Raw genomic sequence first — 15,914 nt, 5'->3', positions numbered from 1 at the left:
ATCATGCCCTGGTGGCCCAATAGTCCACGCGGCTGCTGCGGATGTCAGCGATCGACGAGAGCTTTTCGCGGTCGCAGAGTTGTGACAGGCCGCGGACGATCCTGCCTGGCAGCGATGGGCCTTCATAGATCATGCAGGAATAGAGCTGGACGAGATTGGCGCCGGCGCGGATTTTTTCCGCTGCCGTTTCCGCAGATGAGACGCCGCCAACGCCGATGATGGGCATGTCGGGTCCGACACGCTGGCGCATCTTGGCAAGCACGATCGTCGATTTTTCAAACAGCGGCTTGCCGGATAGTCCGCCGCTTTCCTTGGCCTGGCGCTGGTCCTTGAGGCCGTCGCGCGACAGCGTCGTATTTGAGACGATCAGCCCGTCGAGATCGTGCGACAGGGCTTCGGCGGCGATATCGTCCATGCCTTCTTCGGTAAGGTCCGGTGCGATCTTGAGGAAGACCGGCACCCGCATTCCCGTCTTTGCGGCTTCCTCGTCGCGAGCGGCGAGCACGGCCGACAGGAGCGTCGCTAGGCTTTCGCGCGCCTGCAGGTCGCGTAGGCCTGGCGTGTTGGGAGAGGAGATATTAGCGGTGAAATAGCGGGCGACGCCGTAAAAGGTGCGAATGCCGGTGACGTAATCGGCGATGCGGTCGGCGCTGTCTTTATTGGCGCCGATATTGACACCGATTATCGCGTCGCGCGAGCACCCACGAAGCCGGGTCAGCGCGGCCTGATGGCCTTCATTGTTGAAGCCGAGACGATTGATGACGGCATCGTCCTCGACCAGACGGAAGATGCGCGGCTTGTCGTTGCCGGCCTGCGGCTTCGGCGTGACGGTGCCGATCTCGGTGAAGCCGAAACCGAGCCTGAGCAGCGCCTCCGGCACCTCGGCATTCTTGTCGTAGCCGGCCGCCATGCCGAGCGGATTGGTGAAGGTGAGGCCGGCGACGATCTGCGCGAGCCGCGGATCGGCGGGGGCGGTGCAGGCGGGCACGAGGCCGGTTTTCAGCGCCTTGACGGAAAGGCCGTGGGCGGCTTCCGGATCGAGCAGGAAGAGGCCGCGGCGGGCGAGCGACTGAATGGCATTGATCATCGGTCAAGCTCCGGAAAGACATGGTCGCCGTCGGCACCGAGCGGCAGCGGTTTTGCCCAAAGGACCGCATCGAGGGACAGCGGCGCGTAGAGATGCGGAAACAGCGTACCGCTGGGAGAGGCCTCGTAGACCAGCTTGTCGCCGACCTTTTCGGCATGGATGGCAACAAGCAGAAGCCCTTCCTGTCCGGCAAAATAGCGGGCGGCCGTTCCCTGTGCCTGCTCGGCCGTCGACAAATGGATGTAGCCGTCCGTCAGATCGATCGAGGCGCCCTTGAATTCGCCAGCGTTGAGCGCATCCTGCCATAGAGTTGCCGGGACGATTTTGTAGATAATGTCGGTCATGCCGCCGTTTCCTGGACTTTGGACGAAGTGTTTTGCGGGATTGCCGCAATCTTCTGCGAAAGTCCACCGGCAAGCGGGTGCGATCCCGGATTTTCGGCGGATATTGGAGGTTGCGATGAACAGGATGCTGATACCGGTCTTGGCCCTTGGCGGATTCCTTGCAGCCATCGCGGCCTTTGCCGAGGAGCCGGTGCCGGGGCGCTACGCCATGCAGAAGACCGAAAGCGGTATTGCGCGGCTGGATACCCAGACGGGTGAGGTGTCGCTCTGCCAGGAGGGCAAAGGCGAAATGGTCTGCCGGATGGCCGCCGATGAGCGCACCGCCTTCGAGGTTGAGCTCGATCTGCTGACAAAGCGCATCGAAGCGCTGGAAAAAACGGTCGGCGAGGGGCAAGCTGCGCTGAAACCACGGCTTCCGACGAAGGAAGAGATTGACCAGACAATGAGCATCATGGAAAGAATGATGCGCAGTTTCATGGGAATTGTGAAGGATCTGGAACGCGAGTCCGATGGGACGGAGAGCGTGCCCCAAAAGACCTGACCGGATCCCGGACGTTCCATGCGGCGCAGCGGTGAATGGGAGGCTTCGCCTATTGCATAATTCCTTAAATCGAAATCGATTTAAGGTAAAATTAGCAATGATTCAAAGGGTGACGGCGACCTTTGCGCGTCTGAGGAGACGCGCGGCGCCGTAATGCGCCGGCTCTTGGGAGGGAGCGTCATGACGTCAGATTTGACCATCATCATTGCGGATGACCACCCGCTTTTTCGCGGCGCCATGCGCCAGGCGCTGACCGGCATGACCGGTAGTCCGACCATCGTCGAAGCAGGCGATTTCACAGCTGCACGTCAGGCGGCAATCGACAATGTCTCCGCCGACCTGATGCTGCTCGATCTTACCATGCCGGGGGTCAGCGGACTGTCGGGCCTGATCGCTCTTCGCGCCGAATTCCAAAGCCTGCCGGTGATGATCGTCTCGGCTCAGGACGATCCGGCGACGATCCAGCGGGCGCTGGAGCTCGGCGCCTCCGGCTTCCTCTCTAAATCCGCCGGCGTCGAGGAAATCCGCCAGGGCATCGAAACGGTCTTGGCCGGCGACATCTTCACGCCGCCGGGCTTCCAGCGCGGCATGGAGCATGAGCCGGAAGTGGCGGATCTCCTGCATCGGCTGCAGACACTGACGCCGCAGCAATCGCGCGTCCTTGGCATGCTGGCCGAAGGGTTGCTCAACAAGCAGATCGCCTACGAACTCGGGGTCTCCGAAGCGACCATCAAGGCACATGTCTCGGCGATATTGCTCAAGCTCAACGTCGATAGCCGCACGCAGGCGGTGATCCAGTTGGGGAAGATTTCGGCCGTCGCGGCTTGATCTGGATCAACGTCCTGCCGCCTGTTTTGCAGGGGCGATGTTCGCGTTGATGTCGCCTTGCTCGTGGTTCGATTGGTGAATGTCGATGACGATGTCCTTGCCGAGCAAGGACAGGGTTCGCATAAGCCTCCACACCGAGTAGTCACCAACATTGCCATTTGCAATTCTGGAAATGTCAGGCTGCTTCAAGCCGGTCAGTTCCGCAGGCGCTTTCTGGCTGAGCGCCTTGTCCTCGATGGACAGAGCAATTTCATTCGAAAGCAGAAACTTGATCCGCATCTCCGCGGGGTCGGCATATCCGCGGTCCTTGAGATAATTCCCGCTTCCCAATTTTGCCGTTCCAGTAGCCGGGTCTGTCATTGTCTTCGCCTATGCCAACTCTCTTCGCTTTTGTCTTATGTCGTAACGTTTGCGCAGCAATGCACGATTTTCGCCATAAAACTCATCTGCCTGGCGTTTTCTCTCCAGCAGTCGCGCAACCTGTTCCGCCGGAATTTCGCCGTCCTTCTTCGATTTCTTCATGCCTGCATCGATAAGGACCACTGCCTCGTCGTAGTTCGCAAGATAGTATGTCCGGTACGTGTTGTTGTCGTGGGAGACACGAAGTTCTTCGAGAACCAATATAGCGTTTTCACTATTAAATAAAAATCAATTTTCTCTATGCGCTTTCTCTACTCCGCCGCCGCCTTTATCGACACCGAGAGTTGCGTCAGCCAGGCTCGCATCGAGGCTGGGCGAACCGGCTTGTTTTGCAACGCAATGCCGTCGCGTTCGGCGGCGGCGCGGACTTCCGGCGAGCGATCGGCGGTGACGAGGAGGGCGGGGATGGCAATCGCGAAATGGTCGCGGATCGCCTGGATTGCGGCGATGCCGGTTGCCTTGTCGAGGTGGTAGTCGGCGATGATCGCGTCCGGACGCTGGGTGAGGTTGGCCGTGTCGGTCTGCCAGGCTGCGAGCGACAGCGCGGTCGAAACCGTGCAGCCCCAGCCATCGAGCAGAAGTTTCATGCCTTCGATGATCTGGGCCTCATTGTCGATGCACAGGACCCGCAGGCCGTGGAGCGGTTGCGCGGTTCCAACCGGTGCCGCGGCAGCGGTCTTGATCGTGCCGGTGGCGCGGTCGATCGGCATCGTCACGCGAAAGCGTGTGCCCTTGCCGGGCTTGGATTGCAGGTCGACGGCGTGGTTGAGGACACGGGAAATGCGGTCCACGATCGACAGGCCGAGACCAAGGCCAGACGCCGTCTTGGCGCCCTCGTCGAGGCGGGCGAATTCCTTGAAGACGGTGCGGAACTTCGACGCCGGAATGCCGATGCCGGAATCGATGACCTCTATGACGGCGTTGCCGCCCTCGCGGCGCACGCCGACCAGGACCTTGCCCCTTGGCGTGTATTTGATCGCATTGGAGACGAGGTTCTGGATTAGGCGGCGCAGGAGGTTCGGGTCCGTACGCACCGTCAGCGATGTCGGCATGACGGTGAGCCTGAGATTGGCGGCGCGGGCGACGGGGGCGAAGTCCGTTTCGATTCGGCGCAGGAGGTCGTTGAGCGGCACGGATTGAAGGCGTGGCTTCATCGCGCCGGTATCGAGCCGGGAAATATCGAGGACGGCGCCGAGGATGGATTCGACCGATTCCAGCGAGGAATCGATGTTCTGAACGAGCACGCTGTTTTCAGAATCGCCGAGACGCTCGACCAGCGACGAGGAATAGAGCCGGGCGGCGTTGAGAGGCTGCAGGATGTCATGGCCGGCGGCGGCGAAGAAGCGGGTCTTGCCGATATTGGCTTCCTCTGCCGCGGCACGGGCTTCGGCTACTTGCCTGTTGACCCGGGTCAGTTCACCGGTTCGCTCGGCCACGCGCAACTCCAACGTTTCGTTCGCCTGCTTCAGAGCCATGTCGGCGGCGACGCGTTGGGTGATGTCGGTATAGGTGGTAACGATGCCCTTGTCCGGCATGGCATTGGTGCGCACTTCGATGATGCGTTCGCCGCCGGAAAGTTCGAGCAGGAAGGGTTTGTCGAGCGTCAGGAAGTTGGCGATCAGCGCTTTTTCGTGCTCCTTGCGGATGTCGCCGCGTTTGCTCAGCATCGAGACGATCTCGGCCAGCGGAAAGCCGACCTGGCCGGCGCTCTCCGGCAGGTCAAGCAACTGGCGAAAGCGGCGGTTCCAGATGATCAGGTTGTTGGAGCTGTCGAAGACGGCAATGCCCTGGTCCATCTGCGAAAGCGCCGTCTGCAGCATGTCTTGATTGTATTGCAGCGCTTCCGATGCCTGATCGAGCAGCCAGGCGGTATCGGAAGACGTGTCGTCCATGCGCTGCAGGACCAGTGACAGCACGAGCCGAGCGGAGGAGGAGCCGATGGCGCTGCCGAGCAGCTGCTCGGAGAAATGGACGAGCGCCATGTCGGCGTGCTGGTTATCTTCCAGCCAGCGGCCGGACTGGCGCTCATAGGTTTGGAACGAGCGCTGCATGCGCTCCTCGCCGAGATAGCGGGCGATCGTGGTCTTCAAGTCGAGCACGGTGATCTTGGTCTTGCGGCCGCGAAACGCCTTTTCCGAGCGCGATTTGCGGCGGATGAAGACGCCGGCCTGCAGCCGCTCGAGCGGTTTTGGCGCGCGGGTCAGCGAGCCGATGACGTAGGCGATCCCGTTGACGAGCAGGCTGAGTGCGCAGGCGTTGACCAGCGGGTCGGCGGCGGGGCCGGAAAAGATCGCGGTGAAGGGGAAGAGGAAGCCGAGAACGGTTGTCGCGACATGCGAATTGTCCGGTCCGCCGAGGCTCGGCAGGAAGAGCAGGTAGGCCCAGACGAGGAAGCCGAGTGTCATCCCGGCAATCGCGCCGCGGGCATTGGCCTGGCGCCAGAGCAGGCCGCCGAACAGCGCCGGCGCCATCTGCGATATGGCGGCGAAGGAGAGGAGGCCGAGTGAGGCGAGGCCTGCACTCATGTCGGCGGAGCGATAGTAGCCATAGCCTAGCAACAGGACCACGAAGATCGCCGTGCGCCGGACGTTGAGCAGCGTGCCGGCGACATCCTGCGAGCCGCCGCGGCCCATCAGGTTGCGCCTGAGGAAGACCGGCATGACGATGTCGTTGGAAATCATGATCGACAGTGCGACCGAGGCGACGATGACCATGGCGGTCGCGGCCGAAAAGCCGCCGATGAAGGTGATCAGCGTCAGAATAGGCATATCGGCGGCGAGCGGCAGCGTCAGGAGATAGAGGTCTGCCTCGCCGCTGCCGGCAAAGGTCAGGATGCCGGCGATGGCGATCGGCAGTACGAAGAGATTGATGGCAATCAGGTAGACCGGGAAGAGGATACCGGCGGTGCGCAGGTCCTTTTCGGTGCGATTCTCGACGACGGTGACGTGGAACTGCCGGGGCAGCATGATGATGGCGAAGGCCGAAAGCACGACCAGCAGGATCCAGCGCGGCAGTGGCGTCTGGTATTCGAGCGCCGACATCACCTGGCTGTTGGAGATCGCCTTGGTCCAAAGGTCGCCCGGGCCGTCGAAAAGGAAGAAGACGACGTAAAGGCCGGCCGTCACCAGCGCCAGGAGCTTGACCACCGATTCCATCGCGATAGCCAGGATGAGACCATCCTGGTGTTCGGTGGCATCGGTGTGGCGCGTGCCGAAGACGATGGCGAAACAGGCGAGGAAAAGCGTGACGAGCAGGGGCAGGTCGATGAAATTCTCGCCGGCGCCGATGCCATAGCCGCTGGTATCGACCATAACCGACACTGAGCTGGAAACCGCCTTCAACTGCAGGGCGATATAGGGGATAGCTCCGATCAGCGAGATCAGCGCGACGATGGCGGCAACCGCTGGGTTCTTGCCATAGCGTGCGGCGACGAAATCGGCGACGGAGGTGAGCCTTTCCGATTTGGCCAGCGCGATGATGCGGCGGATCACCGGCAGGCCGAGCGTGAACATCAGGATGGGGCCGATATAGATGCCAGTGAATTCGAGCCCGCGCTCGGCAGCGAGGCCGACCCCGCCGAAATACGTCCATGAGGTGCAGTAAATGGCCAAGCTCAGCGCATAGACCAGCGGCCTGCCCTTGCCGGCAGGGGCGCTGCGCGCCTTGCGATCGCCATAGCTTGCGACTGCAAACAGCAGCAGCAGATAGGCGAACGCGGCCGCGAAGATGATCGAGCCCGAAAGCATGCCTCTTCCTTGTCCTCACATCAGCATAGGACAAGACGAAGGGGAAGAAAATCAGGCGTGCCTTAGCCTTAAGTCAAAGAACGGACATCTGTTTTTGGAACGGCACGAAATCGGTGAGTTTCACGTCCATTTTCCGATGCACGATTTACTTGAGTGTGATTTCAAGTAGCATCTCCCCGCTATCCGGCGGGGCGAGGACAGGCGGCCAGCCGGCTTCCGTAGAAGATGAGGAGCGACTCTAATGCTGAACGAGTTCAAGGCGTTTATTGCAAGAGGCAATGTCATGGACCTTGCCGTCGGTATCATTATCGGCGGTGCTTTCACGCTGATCGTCAATTCGCTGGTCAAAGACATCATCATGCCGGTCATCGGTGCAATCACCGGCGGGCTTGATTTCTCCAACTTCTTCTTTCCACTCTCCAACACCGTGACCGCGACATCGCTCGCTGCGGCGCGTGAGCAGGGCGCGGTCTTCGCCTATGGCAATTTCCTCACCGTGGTGTTGAACTTCCTGATCCTCGCCTGGATCATTTTCCTGCTGGTCAAGGCGGTCAACAAGATGCGCGCCTCGCTGGAAAGGCAGAAGAACGAGGAGCCCGCAGCACCGCCGCCGGTCGATGTGCAACTGCTGACCGAAATCCGCGACCTGCTGAAGCAGAGAGCGTAAGGCGATACATCACCAAAATCGATAAATTCGTCAGCGAATATCGCGTGATCGCGATCTGAAAAACCGCTAGAAGCGGCGGGCAACGAGAGCGCCGCGCGCGCAAAGGACGCTCTCCCCTTTGATATTATGCATAACCCGAAAATCGATGCGATTTCGGGTTATGCATCGGGAGCCCGCCGATGACCATTCTAGCCAGCCTCAGCCCCCGATCGCTCGCAGCACCCGAAAGCGGCATCGTCGAACTGGTGAATTATGCGCGCGGGCGCGACGGCCTCATTCCGCTCTGGGTCGGCGAGGGCGACCTGCCGACGCCGGATTTCATCTCGCAGGCGGCGCAGGATTCGCTGAAGGCCGGCGAGACTTTCTACACCTGGCAGCGCGGCATCCCGCCGCTGCGCGAGGCGCTGGGCCGCTATTATCAGCGTCATTTCGGAAAGACGCTTTCCCCTGACAACTTCTACGTCACGGGCTCGGGCATGCAGGCGATCAAGCTTGCGATCGAGGCTGTGACCTCACCTGGCGACGACGTGGCCTTCCTCTCGCCGGCCTGGCCGAATTTCGCGGCCAGTGCGGAGCTTTCCGGCGCGCGGGCGATTGCGGTGCCGCTCAGCTTCGAAGAAGGAAAATGGCAGCTCGACATAGGCAGGCTCGAAGGTGCGATCACGCCGAAGACGCGGGCGCTGTTCGTTAACACGCCCTCCAACCCGACCGGCTGGACCGCATCGCATGACGATCTGAAGGCGATCCTTGATCTGGCACGCCGGCATGGTCTCTGGATCATCGCCGACGAAATCTATGCGCTCTATTATTTCCATGATGGCCGGGCGCCGTCCTTCCTCGACATCATGCAACAGGACGACCGCATCCTCTTCGTCAATTCCTTCTCCAAGAACTGGTCGATGACCGGCTGGCGCGCCGGCTGGATCGTAGCGCCGCCGGAAATCGGCCAGGTGCTCGAAAACCTGATCCAGTATTCGACCTCCGGCGTGGCGCAGTTCATCCAGGCGGGTGCAATCGCGGCGCTCGATCATGGCGATGGCTTCATCGCCGAAAACGTCGCAAAGGCGGCCCGCTCGCGCGACTTGTTGTGCGACGCACTGATTGCGACGAACCGCGTCCAGACCCTGAAGCCGGACGGCGCGATCTATGCCTTCCTGAAGATTGACGGTGTCACGGATGCGCGCCGCGCCGCCCTCGACATCGTCGACAAGTCCGGCGTCGGGCTCGCACCGGGCACGGCCTTCGGCGAGGGCGGGTCGCTGTTCATGCGCGCCTGTTTCCTGCGTGATCCGGGCCAGATCGCAACGGCCGCTGAGCGGCTGGCCGGCTATATCGCCTCCCTTTGAGCGACATTTGACTGTTCGGCGCTGCACAAAATCCTTGTGTATCGTGCCGCCAACGGGTCATATCCCGCTGACTTCAACAATGCGGGAGTACACGGATGGCGGTTTTGGTAACAGGCGGCGGCGGTTATATTGGCAGCCACATGGTCTGGGCGCTGCTCGATGCCGGTGAACAGGTCGTCGTCATCGATCGTCTCTCAACCGGGTTTCGCTGGGCAATTGCGCCCGAAGCGCGCTTCTATGAAGGTGACATCGCAGATACCGGTCTGATGCGGCGGATATTCTCGGAAAACGAGATCGATTCCATCATCCATTTCGCCGGTTCGATCGTCGTGCCGGAATCGGTCGCCGATCCGCTCGGCTATTACGAGAACAACACGGGCAAGTCGCGCAGCCTGATTGCCAGCGCCGTCGAGGCCGGAATTCCCTATTTCGTGTTCTCCTCGACGGCGGCGGTCTACGGAACGCCGGAGGTTCTGGAGCCGGTGACCGAAAGCGTTCCTCTGAAACCGGAATCCCCCTATGGCTCGTCCAAGCTGATGACCGAGATCATGCTGCGCGATACGGCCAATGCACACCATTTCACCTATACGGCGCTGCGTTATTTCAATGTTGCCGGGGCCGATCCGAAGGGACGCAGCGGCCAGTCCTCGGCGGTGGCGACGCATCTGATCAAGGTCGCCTGCGCCACGGCACTTGGCAAGCGCCAATCCATGAGCGTCTTCGGCACAGACTATCCGACGCCGGACGGAACCTGCGTGCGCGACTACATCCATGTCTGGGATCTGGTGCAGGCGCATCTGAAGGCGCTGCAGCGCATGCGCGCCGGTGGCGGCTCGCTCGCTGCCAATTGCGGCTACGGCCACGGCTTCTCGGTGCTTGAGGTGCTCGATGCGGTGCGCAAGGTGCATGGGGCCGATTTTCCGGTCATTTTTGCGGAACGCCGGGCGGGCGATCCAGCGATGATCGTCGCAAATCCGGCGCTTGCCAGACAAGAACTCGGATGGGTGCCGGAATATGATGATCTGAACGGCATCATCCGCAGTGCGCTTGATTGGGAACAGCATCTGGTGCGGAAGAATGCTCATTGAAATCCAATATACTGATATCTTCCTGGCCTGATAGTCGGCCAGGAAGACAGGACGGCCGTTTTTGCCGGCAGCCTCTCCAGTTTGACGACAGTTTCAGCCTCTAGGGTGCTTGTCAGGATTGACTGACTGGACCTGGAGCATCATGGAGTTTTCCCGCCTTAGAAGCCATATGACGGCAAGTCCATTGGCTGTGCGGTCGAAGGCGGCGCGTGGGCTGGGAGCTGTGCGGCCGCCTCAAAGCAGGTTTCCCTCGGCCCGTTTTCCCTGCGCCACGTCATTGCCGGTGCCGCTGGCGACCGCTTGTGCGCGTAGCTGGAGGACCCGATGAAAGTGGTCATTCTTGCCGGTGGTCTGGGATCTCGCATTGCCGAGGAAACGCACCTGCGGCCGAAGCCGATGATTGAGATCGGCGGCCGGCCGATCCTTTGGCACATCATGAAGCTCTACTATGCCCATGGCGTGAGGGACTTCATCATCTGCTGTGGCTTCAAAGGCTACATGATCAAGGAATATTTCGCCAATTACGGCCTGCACATGTCGGACATCACCTTCGACCTGTCGCAGAACAGCATCGAATTCCATCGCCAGAGCGCCGAGAACTGGCGTGTGACGCTGGTCGATACGGGTGAGAACTCGATGACCGGCGGCCGCCTCAAGCGTGTTGCCTCCTATCTCAGGGACGAGGAAGCCTTCTGCTTCACCTATGGCGACGGCGTCAGCAACGTCGATATCGGCAAGACGATCGCCTTCCACAAGAGCCACGGCAAGCAGGCGACGGTAACGGCCGTGCGGCCACCGGCGCGCTACGGCGCGCTGCAGCTGGACGGTAACGAGGTCCAGGGTTTCGTCGAAAAACCGGAAGGCGAGGGCGGCTTCATCAATGGCGGTTTCTTCGTTCTTTCGCCCCGCTGCATCGACCGGATCGAAGCGGATCATTCAAGCTGGGAGGGGGAACCCCTGATGGGACTGGCCAAGGACGGCGAGTTGCAGGCCTATTTCCATGAAGGCTTCTGGCAGCCGATGGATACGCTGCGCGACAAGAATCATCTTGAAAGCCTATGGCAGAGCGGCGCCCCGCCGTGGAAGACGTGGTGATGCCGATGACGAAAGAATTCTGGCGCGGAAAACGCGTATTGGTTACCGGCCATACCGGCTTCAAGGGCAGTTGGCTGGCGCTGTGGCTGCGCGAACTGGGGGCCGACGTCGCCGGCCTGTCGCTGGCGCCGCAGGCCGAGCCTTCGTTGCACCTGCTGCTCGGTGGGGCGATGGAGGGGCCGGGCATCATCGATATCCGTGACCGCGACGCCGTCAACCATTACGTGCTGAAGACCAAGCCGCAGATCGTCTTTCATCTGGCCGCCCAGGCGCTGGTCAGGGCCGGTTATCGCAATCCGGCCGAAACCTATGACGTCAACGTGCTCGGTACGGCCAATCTGCTGGACGCCCTGCGGCTGTCGGAGGACGTGCGCTCGATCGTGGTCGTGACGACCGACAAGGTCTACCACAATGCCGAGACGGGGCTTGCCTTCATGGAGAGCGATCCGCTCGGCGGCCACGATCCCTACAGTGCCAGCAAGGCGGCGGCGGAGATCATCGCGGCGAGCTATCGCGCCTCCTTCTTTTCAGCCCGCAGGATCGGCCTTGCCACGGCGCGCGCCGGCAACGTTATCGGTGGCGGTGACTGGGCGGAAGACCGGCTTGTTCCCGATGCAGTCAGGGCGTGGCAGAGCGGCGAGACATTGCAGGTGCGCCGTCCGCGGGCGGTGCGGCCCTGGCAGCATGTGCTCGAACCGCTTGGCGGCTATCTCGGCCTTGCAGAACGGCTGTGGCAGGCGCCGGAGGGGGTCGAGAGCTACAATTTCGGGCCGGATCATGGCGAAGCCGCATCGGTCGGCGCGGTTCTGAAGATGGCGGAGCAGCATTTCGGCGGCGGCGCGATGATGCTTGGCGACGGAACGGACGGTCCGCACGAGGCGGGGTATCTCGTCCTCGACAGTGCCAAGGCGCGGGCCGAACTCGGCTATCAGCCGCGCTGGCGGCTGGCGGAAACGGTCAGGCGGACGATGGAATGGTACCGGGCGCAGGGCGATGGCCGGGCGGCGCTCGATCTCTGCCTTGCCGATATCCGGGATTTCGCCGGCTTGGCCGTTCAAGACGAGCCTTTGAGGGCGGCCGGATGAGCGGGCGGTTCGAGGCGAGTGTAACGCCTCTTGACGGGTTGCTGGTTCTGACCCGCAGGAAAATGGCGGACGAGCGCGGGTTCCTCTCGCGCCTGTTCTGCGAGGACGATCTTGCCGCCTTCGGCTGGCAGGGGCGCCTTGTGCAGCTCAACGAGACCGGCACGACGTTCAAGGGCACGGTGCGCGGTATGCATTTCCAGCGCTCGCCGCACGCCGAGATCAAGCTGGTGAGCTGCACGCGCGGCCGCATTCTCGATGTCGCCGTCGATATCCGCGAGGATTCACCGACCTTTCTCCGGCATTTCGCCGTTGAGCTTTCCGAAGACAACGCCTGTTCGCTGCTGATCCCCAAGGGGTTCGCCCATGGCTTCCAGGCGCTGAGCGATGATGTCCGCATGATCTACGCCCATTCTGAGCCCTATGCCGCCGAGGCGGAAGGCGGGCTCAACCCTGAAGATCCGGCACTCGCTCTCAACTGGCCGCTGCCCGTAATCAATCTCTCGCCGCGCGATGCAGCGCATCCCCTGTTGTCACCGGACTATCGCGGAGTTGCCGCATGAGATGCCGTCACTGCGGATCGACGCACATGGTGCCGTTTCTCGATCTCGGCACTGCTCCGCCGTCGAACTCCTATGTCGATCCCGCCAACCGTCATATGCCGGAACTCTGGTATCCGCTGGTGATCTGCTGCTGCCAGGAATGCCGGCTGGTGCAAACGGAAGATTTCGCCGACCGCGAGACGTTCTTCTCGTCGAGCTATGCCTATTTCAGCTCCTTCTCGACCTCCTGGCTTGCTCATGCCAGGCGGTATGTCACCGAGATGCAGGCCCGTTTCGGCCTGACCGAAGCGTCGCACATCGTCGAGGTCGCCGCCAATGACGGCTATCTGCTGCAATACGCCAAAGAGCGTGGCATCGGCTGCCTCGGCGTCGAGCCGACCGCAAGTACGGCATCGGCTGCCCGGCAAAAGGGTATCGACATCGTCGAGGAATTCTTTGGCGTCGAACTCGCCAAGACACTGGTGGCGGAGGGGCGTTCGGCCGATCTGATGGCGGCCAACAACGTGCTCGCCCATGTGCCCGACATCAACGATTTCGTTTCCGGCTTCACGCATCTCCTGAAGGCCAACGGCGTTGCCACCTTCGAGTTTCCGCACCTCCTCAACATGGTGCGCGAGGCGCAGTTCGACACGGCCTATCACGAGCATTATTCCTATCTGTCACTGACCGCCGTGATGCGCGTCTTTGAGGCAAACGGTCTCTCCGTCTTCGATATCGAGACGACACCGTGGCATGGCGGCAGCCTGCGCGTATTTGCGCAGCGCAGCGATACGGGGACGCATGCGAAAACGGCAGCCGTCGCCAAAACGCTGGATGCCGAGCGCGTGGCTGGCATGCTCGAGGATGCCTTCTATGCGAATTTCCAGGAGGCGGCGCAGACCGTGCGCGACGGCTTCCTTGAATTCCTCATCGAGAGCAGGCGGGCGGGATTGAAGGTTGCGGCCTATGGCGCCGCGGCGAAGGGCAACACGCTCATCAATTTCGCCGGCATCAAGCCCGATCTCCTGGCATTCGTCGTCGACAAGAATCCGGCCAAGCAGGGAACCCTGCTCCCGGGCAGCCGCATCGCGGTTGTCACGGAGGACGTCCTGAAAGCCGAAAAACCAGAAAGGGTGGTTATCCTGCCATGGAACCTACAGGCCGAAATCAAACAGCAGCTTTCGTATATCAGCGATTGGGGTGGCAAGTTCGTGACGGCGGTGCCGAAGCTGACGGTGCATCCGTAGCCGATGGCGCTCTCGCCGATCTGCCTCAGCTTGCCGTCGATATGCCGGTGAAGCAGGCGGATACGCCCGTCACCAAGATCGGCTGATCGCGAAGCTTCACGTTTCGATTTCGCCGAGCACAACCTGCTCGCGCTCGATCGAATGCTGGATGAGCCGCGTCCAGATTTCCTCGTAGAAGTCGGGATCCAGCCCGGCCTTCTCGGCGTTTTTTCGCGCGTTGCGCCGAACCTCATGCACGCGCGCCGGGATGTCTGCTTTCAGACCTGCAGGCTTCTTGATCTCGGCCGCCCGGTCGATATAGGCCCAGCGTTCCGCGAACAACGTCATCAGCGCCCTGTCCAGCCGGTCAATCTCGGCGCGGATATCCGCCATCGAGGTGCAGTCTGCCGGATTTTTCTGCATGCGGTTCTCCGGGTGTCATGTCTCACGGGCGGCTTGCTGCAAGACAAGGCCCAATCCAACGCTGCTTATCAAGCGATCCTGCTCCTGAAAAGCCGAAAACCCCAGGCCGGTTCAATGCGTCGCGAGCAAGGTTCACGAAAGCCCTCACCGCTAGGGTGCGACAAACGGAGAAATTTCATGTTCGCCCAGCCGAAACTGACGATTTGTGTGCCCTCGCGGAACCGCCAGCGCTATTTCCAGGAAACCATCAGAAGCCAGCTGATGAACCTGCGGCCAGATGTCGAATATGTGTTTGCCGACAATTCCGACGATGCCTCCATCATGAACGATTTCATGCAAGATGTGATCGGCGATCCGCGCGTCAAATACCTCCCGTCGGGCGATCACGTGTTTCCCATGGTCGAGAACTGGGATCGCTGCGTGGAGGCGGCCACCGGCGAATTCATCTGCATGATCGGCGATGACGACTATGTCGATGCCAATGTGGTGGACCTGATCAGCCGCTCGCAGGTGGAGCACAACGTCATCGACGTATTCGTCTGGAGCCGCCTCACCTACAACTGGCCCGGCAATCGTCCGCATCACTGCAACGTCTCGGCACCGCTCGGCACCAGCGTGCATAGGTTGCCTCGGGCGTGGCTGTACCAGGAGTTCTTCTCCTGGAAAGGAAACACGGCGACCCCCAATATGGCCTTCGGCTTCTATCACGGCGCGGTCTCCAAGCGCGTGATGGACAAGATCAAGGCGAAGTTCGGTGGAAAATACTGCGAATACCCGGTCGTCGATTTCGAGAACGTCTGCAAGATTCTCGTGACAGCCGAGCATATGTTTTATTCGGAGCGCCCCTTCTCGGTTCTCGGCTCCTGCGCGGAAAGCAATTCGGCGAAAATCAAAATAATCGACAAGGTCAAGGAACTGCACGCGGCCTTCATGATCGAGACGGGGCGCAACATTGATGAAGACCCGCACATGAAGGATTTCCCCTTTCCTTCGGCCTTGGGACTGGCCGCCTGCATCGCGCAGACGCAGCACTGGTTCCTGTCACAATACGGCTACAGCCCGATGGCGGGCTGGGAGGCCAATTTTGCCGAAGCCTGCGGCATGAGCTGTGGCATCATGGGAAGCCGGCAGGACTACGACAGGACTGTCGAAGGCTACCGTGCCGCTTTCGGGAAATGGAAGGGCGGGAAGTATCTGAAACATTTCAAACCAGTGGACTATATCGAGCCAACGGGAACGCTGTTCTTCACCGGCGTTTCCGACAACAATCTGTATATCGACGAAGAGATCGGCGGCGTACAGACGCCGGCAGAACTCTACCATCTGGTCAATCAGATGCTGGCGCACCAGGAAGCGCTGGACCTGAACTTCAACGAGCACTTCAAGTCCGCATGAGGCCCGACATGACCGGTCGGGAAAGAATTGCGGAAAGCTTTAAGCGGCATTGTCCCGCTCCACGGCAGACCTGGTACCGACAGC

At 61.1% G+C, this 15,914-nt stretch carries 16 protein-coding genes; 10 read left to right on the top strand and 6 right to left on the bottom strand.

Annotation, left to right across the window (positions count from 1 at the left end):
* Position 1 precedes the first annotated feature (1 nt).
* Together ACSQ2Z_RS19365 and ACSQ2Z_RS19360 are read right to left on the bottom strand one after the other, a co-directional pair.
* Entirely contained in the window at positions 2 to 1,087 is a 1,086-nt protein-coding gene (locus ACSQ2Z_RS19365; RefSeq protein WP_436082701.1) for a quinone-dependent dihydroorotate dehydrogenase, read from the bottom strand.
* Entirely contained in the window at positions 1,084 to 1,431 is a 348-nt protein-coding gene (locus ACSQ2Z_RS19360; protein ID WP_436082700.1) for a DUF952 domain-containing protein, read from the bottom strand. The genes ACSQ2Z_RS19365 and ACSQ2Z_RS19360 overlap by 4 nt, the downstream gene beginning before the upstream one ends.
* Positions 1,432 to 1,546: 115 nt before the next feature.
* Here ACSQ2Z_RS19360 and ACSQ2Z_RS19355 point away from each other — a divergent pair, with 115 nt between their 5' ends.
* Both ACSQ2Z_RS19355 and ACSQ2Z_RS19350 read left to right on the top strand, forming a co-directional pair.
* Complete coding sequence (locus ACSQ2Z_RS19355; RefSeq protein WP_436082699.1) at positions 1,547 to 1,972, top strand: hypothetical protein; 426 nt, start codon at positions 1,547 to 1,549, stop codon at positions 1,970 to 1,972.
* Between the two features lie 180 nt (positions 1,973 to 2,152).
* Entirely contained in the window at positions 2,153 to 2,800 is a 648-nt protein-coding gene (locus ACSQ2Z_RS19350; RefSeq protein ID WP_436082698.1) for a response regulator, read from the top strand.
* 6 nt (positions 2,801 to 2,806) lie between these two features.
* Here the strand turns inward: ACSQ2Z_RS19350 and ACSQ2Z_RS19345 are convergent, their stop codons facing one another.
* The 3 genes from ACSQ2Z_RS19345 to ACSQ2Z_RS19335 are packed head-to-tail and all read right to left on the bottom strand — an operon-like array spanning position 2,807 to position 6,966.
* A complete protein-coding gene (locus ACSQ2Z_RS19345) occupies positions 2,807 to 3,160 on the bottom strand; it encodes a helix-turn-helix domain-containing protein (protein WP_436082697.1) in 354 nt (117 codons plus the stop codon).
* Positions 3,161 to 3,169: 9 nt separating this feature from the next.
* Entirely contained in the window at positions 3,170 to 3,421 is a 252-nt protein-coding gene (locus tag ACSQ2Z_RS19340; protein ID WP_436082696.1) for a type II toxin-antitoxin system RelE/ParE family toxin, read from the bottom strand.
* Positions 3,422 to 3,471: 50 nt separating this feature from the next.
* Positions 3,472 to 6,966 carry a PAS domain-containing hybrid sensor histidine kinase/response regulator gene (locus tag ACSQ2Z_RS19335; RefSeq protein ID WP_436082695.1) on the bottom strand — a complete coding sequence of 1,165 codons (3,495 nt, stop codon included), beginning with the start codon at positions 6,964 to 6,966 and terminating at the stop codon, positions 3,472 to 3,474.
* Positions 6,967 to 7,207: 241 nt separating this feature from the next.
* On the opposite strand from ACSQ2Z_RS19335, the gene mscL reads away from it, so the two are divergent.
* The 7 genes from mscL to ACSQ2Z_RS19300 all read left to right on the top strand — a co-directional run bounded on the left by mscL (position 7,208) and on the right by ACSQ2Z_RS19300 (position 14,033).
* Positions 7,208 to 7,633 (top strand): large conductance mechanosensitive channel protein MscL, encoded by a 426-nt coding sequence (gene mscL, locus ACSQ2Z_RS19330; protein ID WP_436082694.1) that lies wholly within the window; start codon positions 7,208 to 7,210, stop codon positions 7,631 to 7,633.
* Positions 7,634 to 7,812: 179 nt separating this feature from the next.
* Entirely contained in the window at positions 7,813 to 8,979 is a 1,167-nt protein-coding gene (locus tag ACSQ2Z_RS19325; RefSeq protein ID WP_436082693.1) for a pyridoxal phosphate-dependent aminotransferase, read from the top strand.
* A 95-nt stretch (positions 8,980 to 9,074) separates the two neighbouring features.
* On the top strand, positions 9,075 to 10,067 hold the full coding sequence (gene galE / locus ACSQ2Z_RS19320) for a UDP-glucose 4-epimerase GalE (RefSeq protein ID WP_436082692.1): 993 nt from the start codon (positions 9,075 to 9,077) through the stop codon (positions 10,065 to 10,067).
* Positions 10,068 to 10,391: 324 nt separating this feature from the next.
* Positions 10,392 to 11,162 (top strand): glucose-1-phosphate cytidylyltransferase, encoded by a 771-nt coding sequence (gene rfbF / locus ACSQ2Z_RS19315; protein ID WP_436082691.1) that lies wholly within the window; start codon positions 10,392 to 10,394, stop codon positions 11,160 to 11,162.
* A 5-nt stretch (positions 11,163 to 11,167) separates the two neighbouring features.
* Positions 11,168 to 12,247: a CDP-glucose 4,6-dehydratase gene (gene rfbG / locus ACSQ2Z_RS19310; protein ID WP_436082690.1), complete on the top strand. Its 1,080-nt coding sequence runs from the start codon at positions 11,168 to 11,170 to the stop codon at positions 12,245 to 12,247.
* Positions 12,244 to 12,807 (top strand): dTDP-4-dehydrorhamnose 3,5-epimerase family protein, encoded by a 564-nt coding sequence (locus ACSQ2Z_RS19305; RefSeq protein WP_436082689.1) that lies wholly within the window; start codon positions 12,244 to 12,246, stop codon positions 12,805 to 12,807. The genes rfbG and ACSQ2Z_RS19305 overlap by 4 nt, the downstream gene beginning before the upstream one ends.
* The gene (locus ACSQ2Z_RS19300) at positions 12,804 to 14,033 is read left to right on the top strand and encodes a methyltransferase domain-containing protein (protein ID WP_436082688.1); all 1,230 of its coding nucleotides are present in this window, start codon (positions 12,804 to 12,806) and stop codon (positions 14,031 to 14,033) included. Before ACSQ2Z_RS19305 ends, ACSQ2Z_RS19300 begins: the two co-directional genes overlap by 4 nt.
* A 96-nt stretch (positions 14,034 to 14,129) precedes the next feature.
* On the opposite strand, the gene ACSQ2Z_RS19295 is transcribed toward ACSQ2Z_RS19300, so the two are convergent.
* Positions 14,130 to 14,435: a chorismate mutase family protein gene (locus ACSQ2Z_RS19295; RefSeq protein ID WP_436082687.1), complete on the bottom strand. Its 306-nt coding sequence runs from the start codon at positions 14,433 to 14,435 to the stop codon at positions 14,130 to 14,132.
* 177 nt (positions 14,436 to 14,612) lie between these two features.
* Here ACSQ2Z_RS19295 and ACSQ2Z_RS19290 point away from each other — a divergent pair, with 177 nt between their 5' ends.
* On the top strand, positions 14,613 to 15,830 hold the full coding sequence (locus ACSQ2Z_RS19290) for a glycosyltransferase family 2 protein (RefSeq protein WP_436082686.1): 1,218 nt from the start codon (positions 14,613 to 14,615) through the stop codon (positions 15,828 to 15,830).
* The last annotated feature ends 84 nt before the right edge of the window (positions 15,831 to 15,914 follow it).

It is taken from the genome of Pararhizobium sp. LjRoot235, from assembly GCF_964254145.1.
In the GTDB taxonomy this organism is placed as follows: domain Bacteria; phylum Pseudomonadota; class Alphaproteobacteria; order Rhizobiales; family Rhizobiaceae; genus Pararhizobium.
Note: the sequence above shows the minus strand (reverse complement) of the source record. Positions and strands in the feature narration are given on the sequence as shown.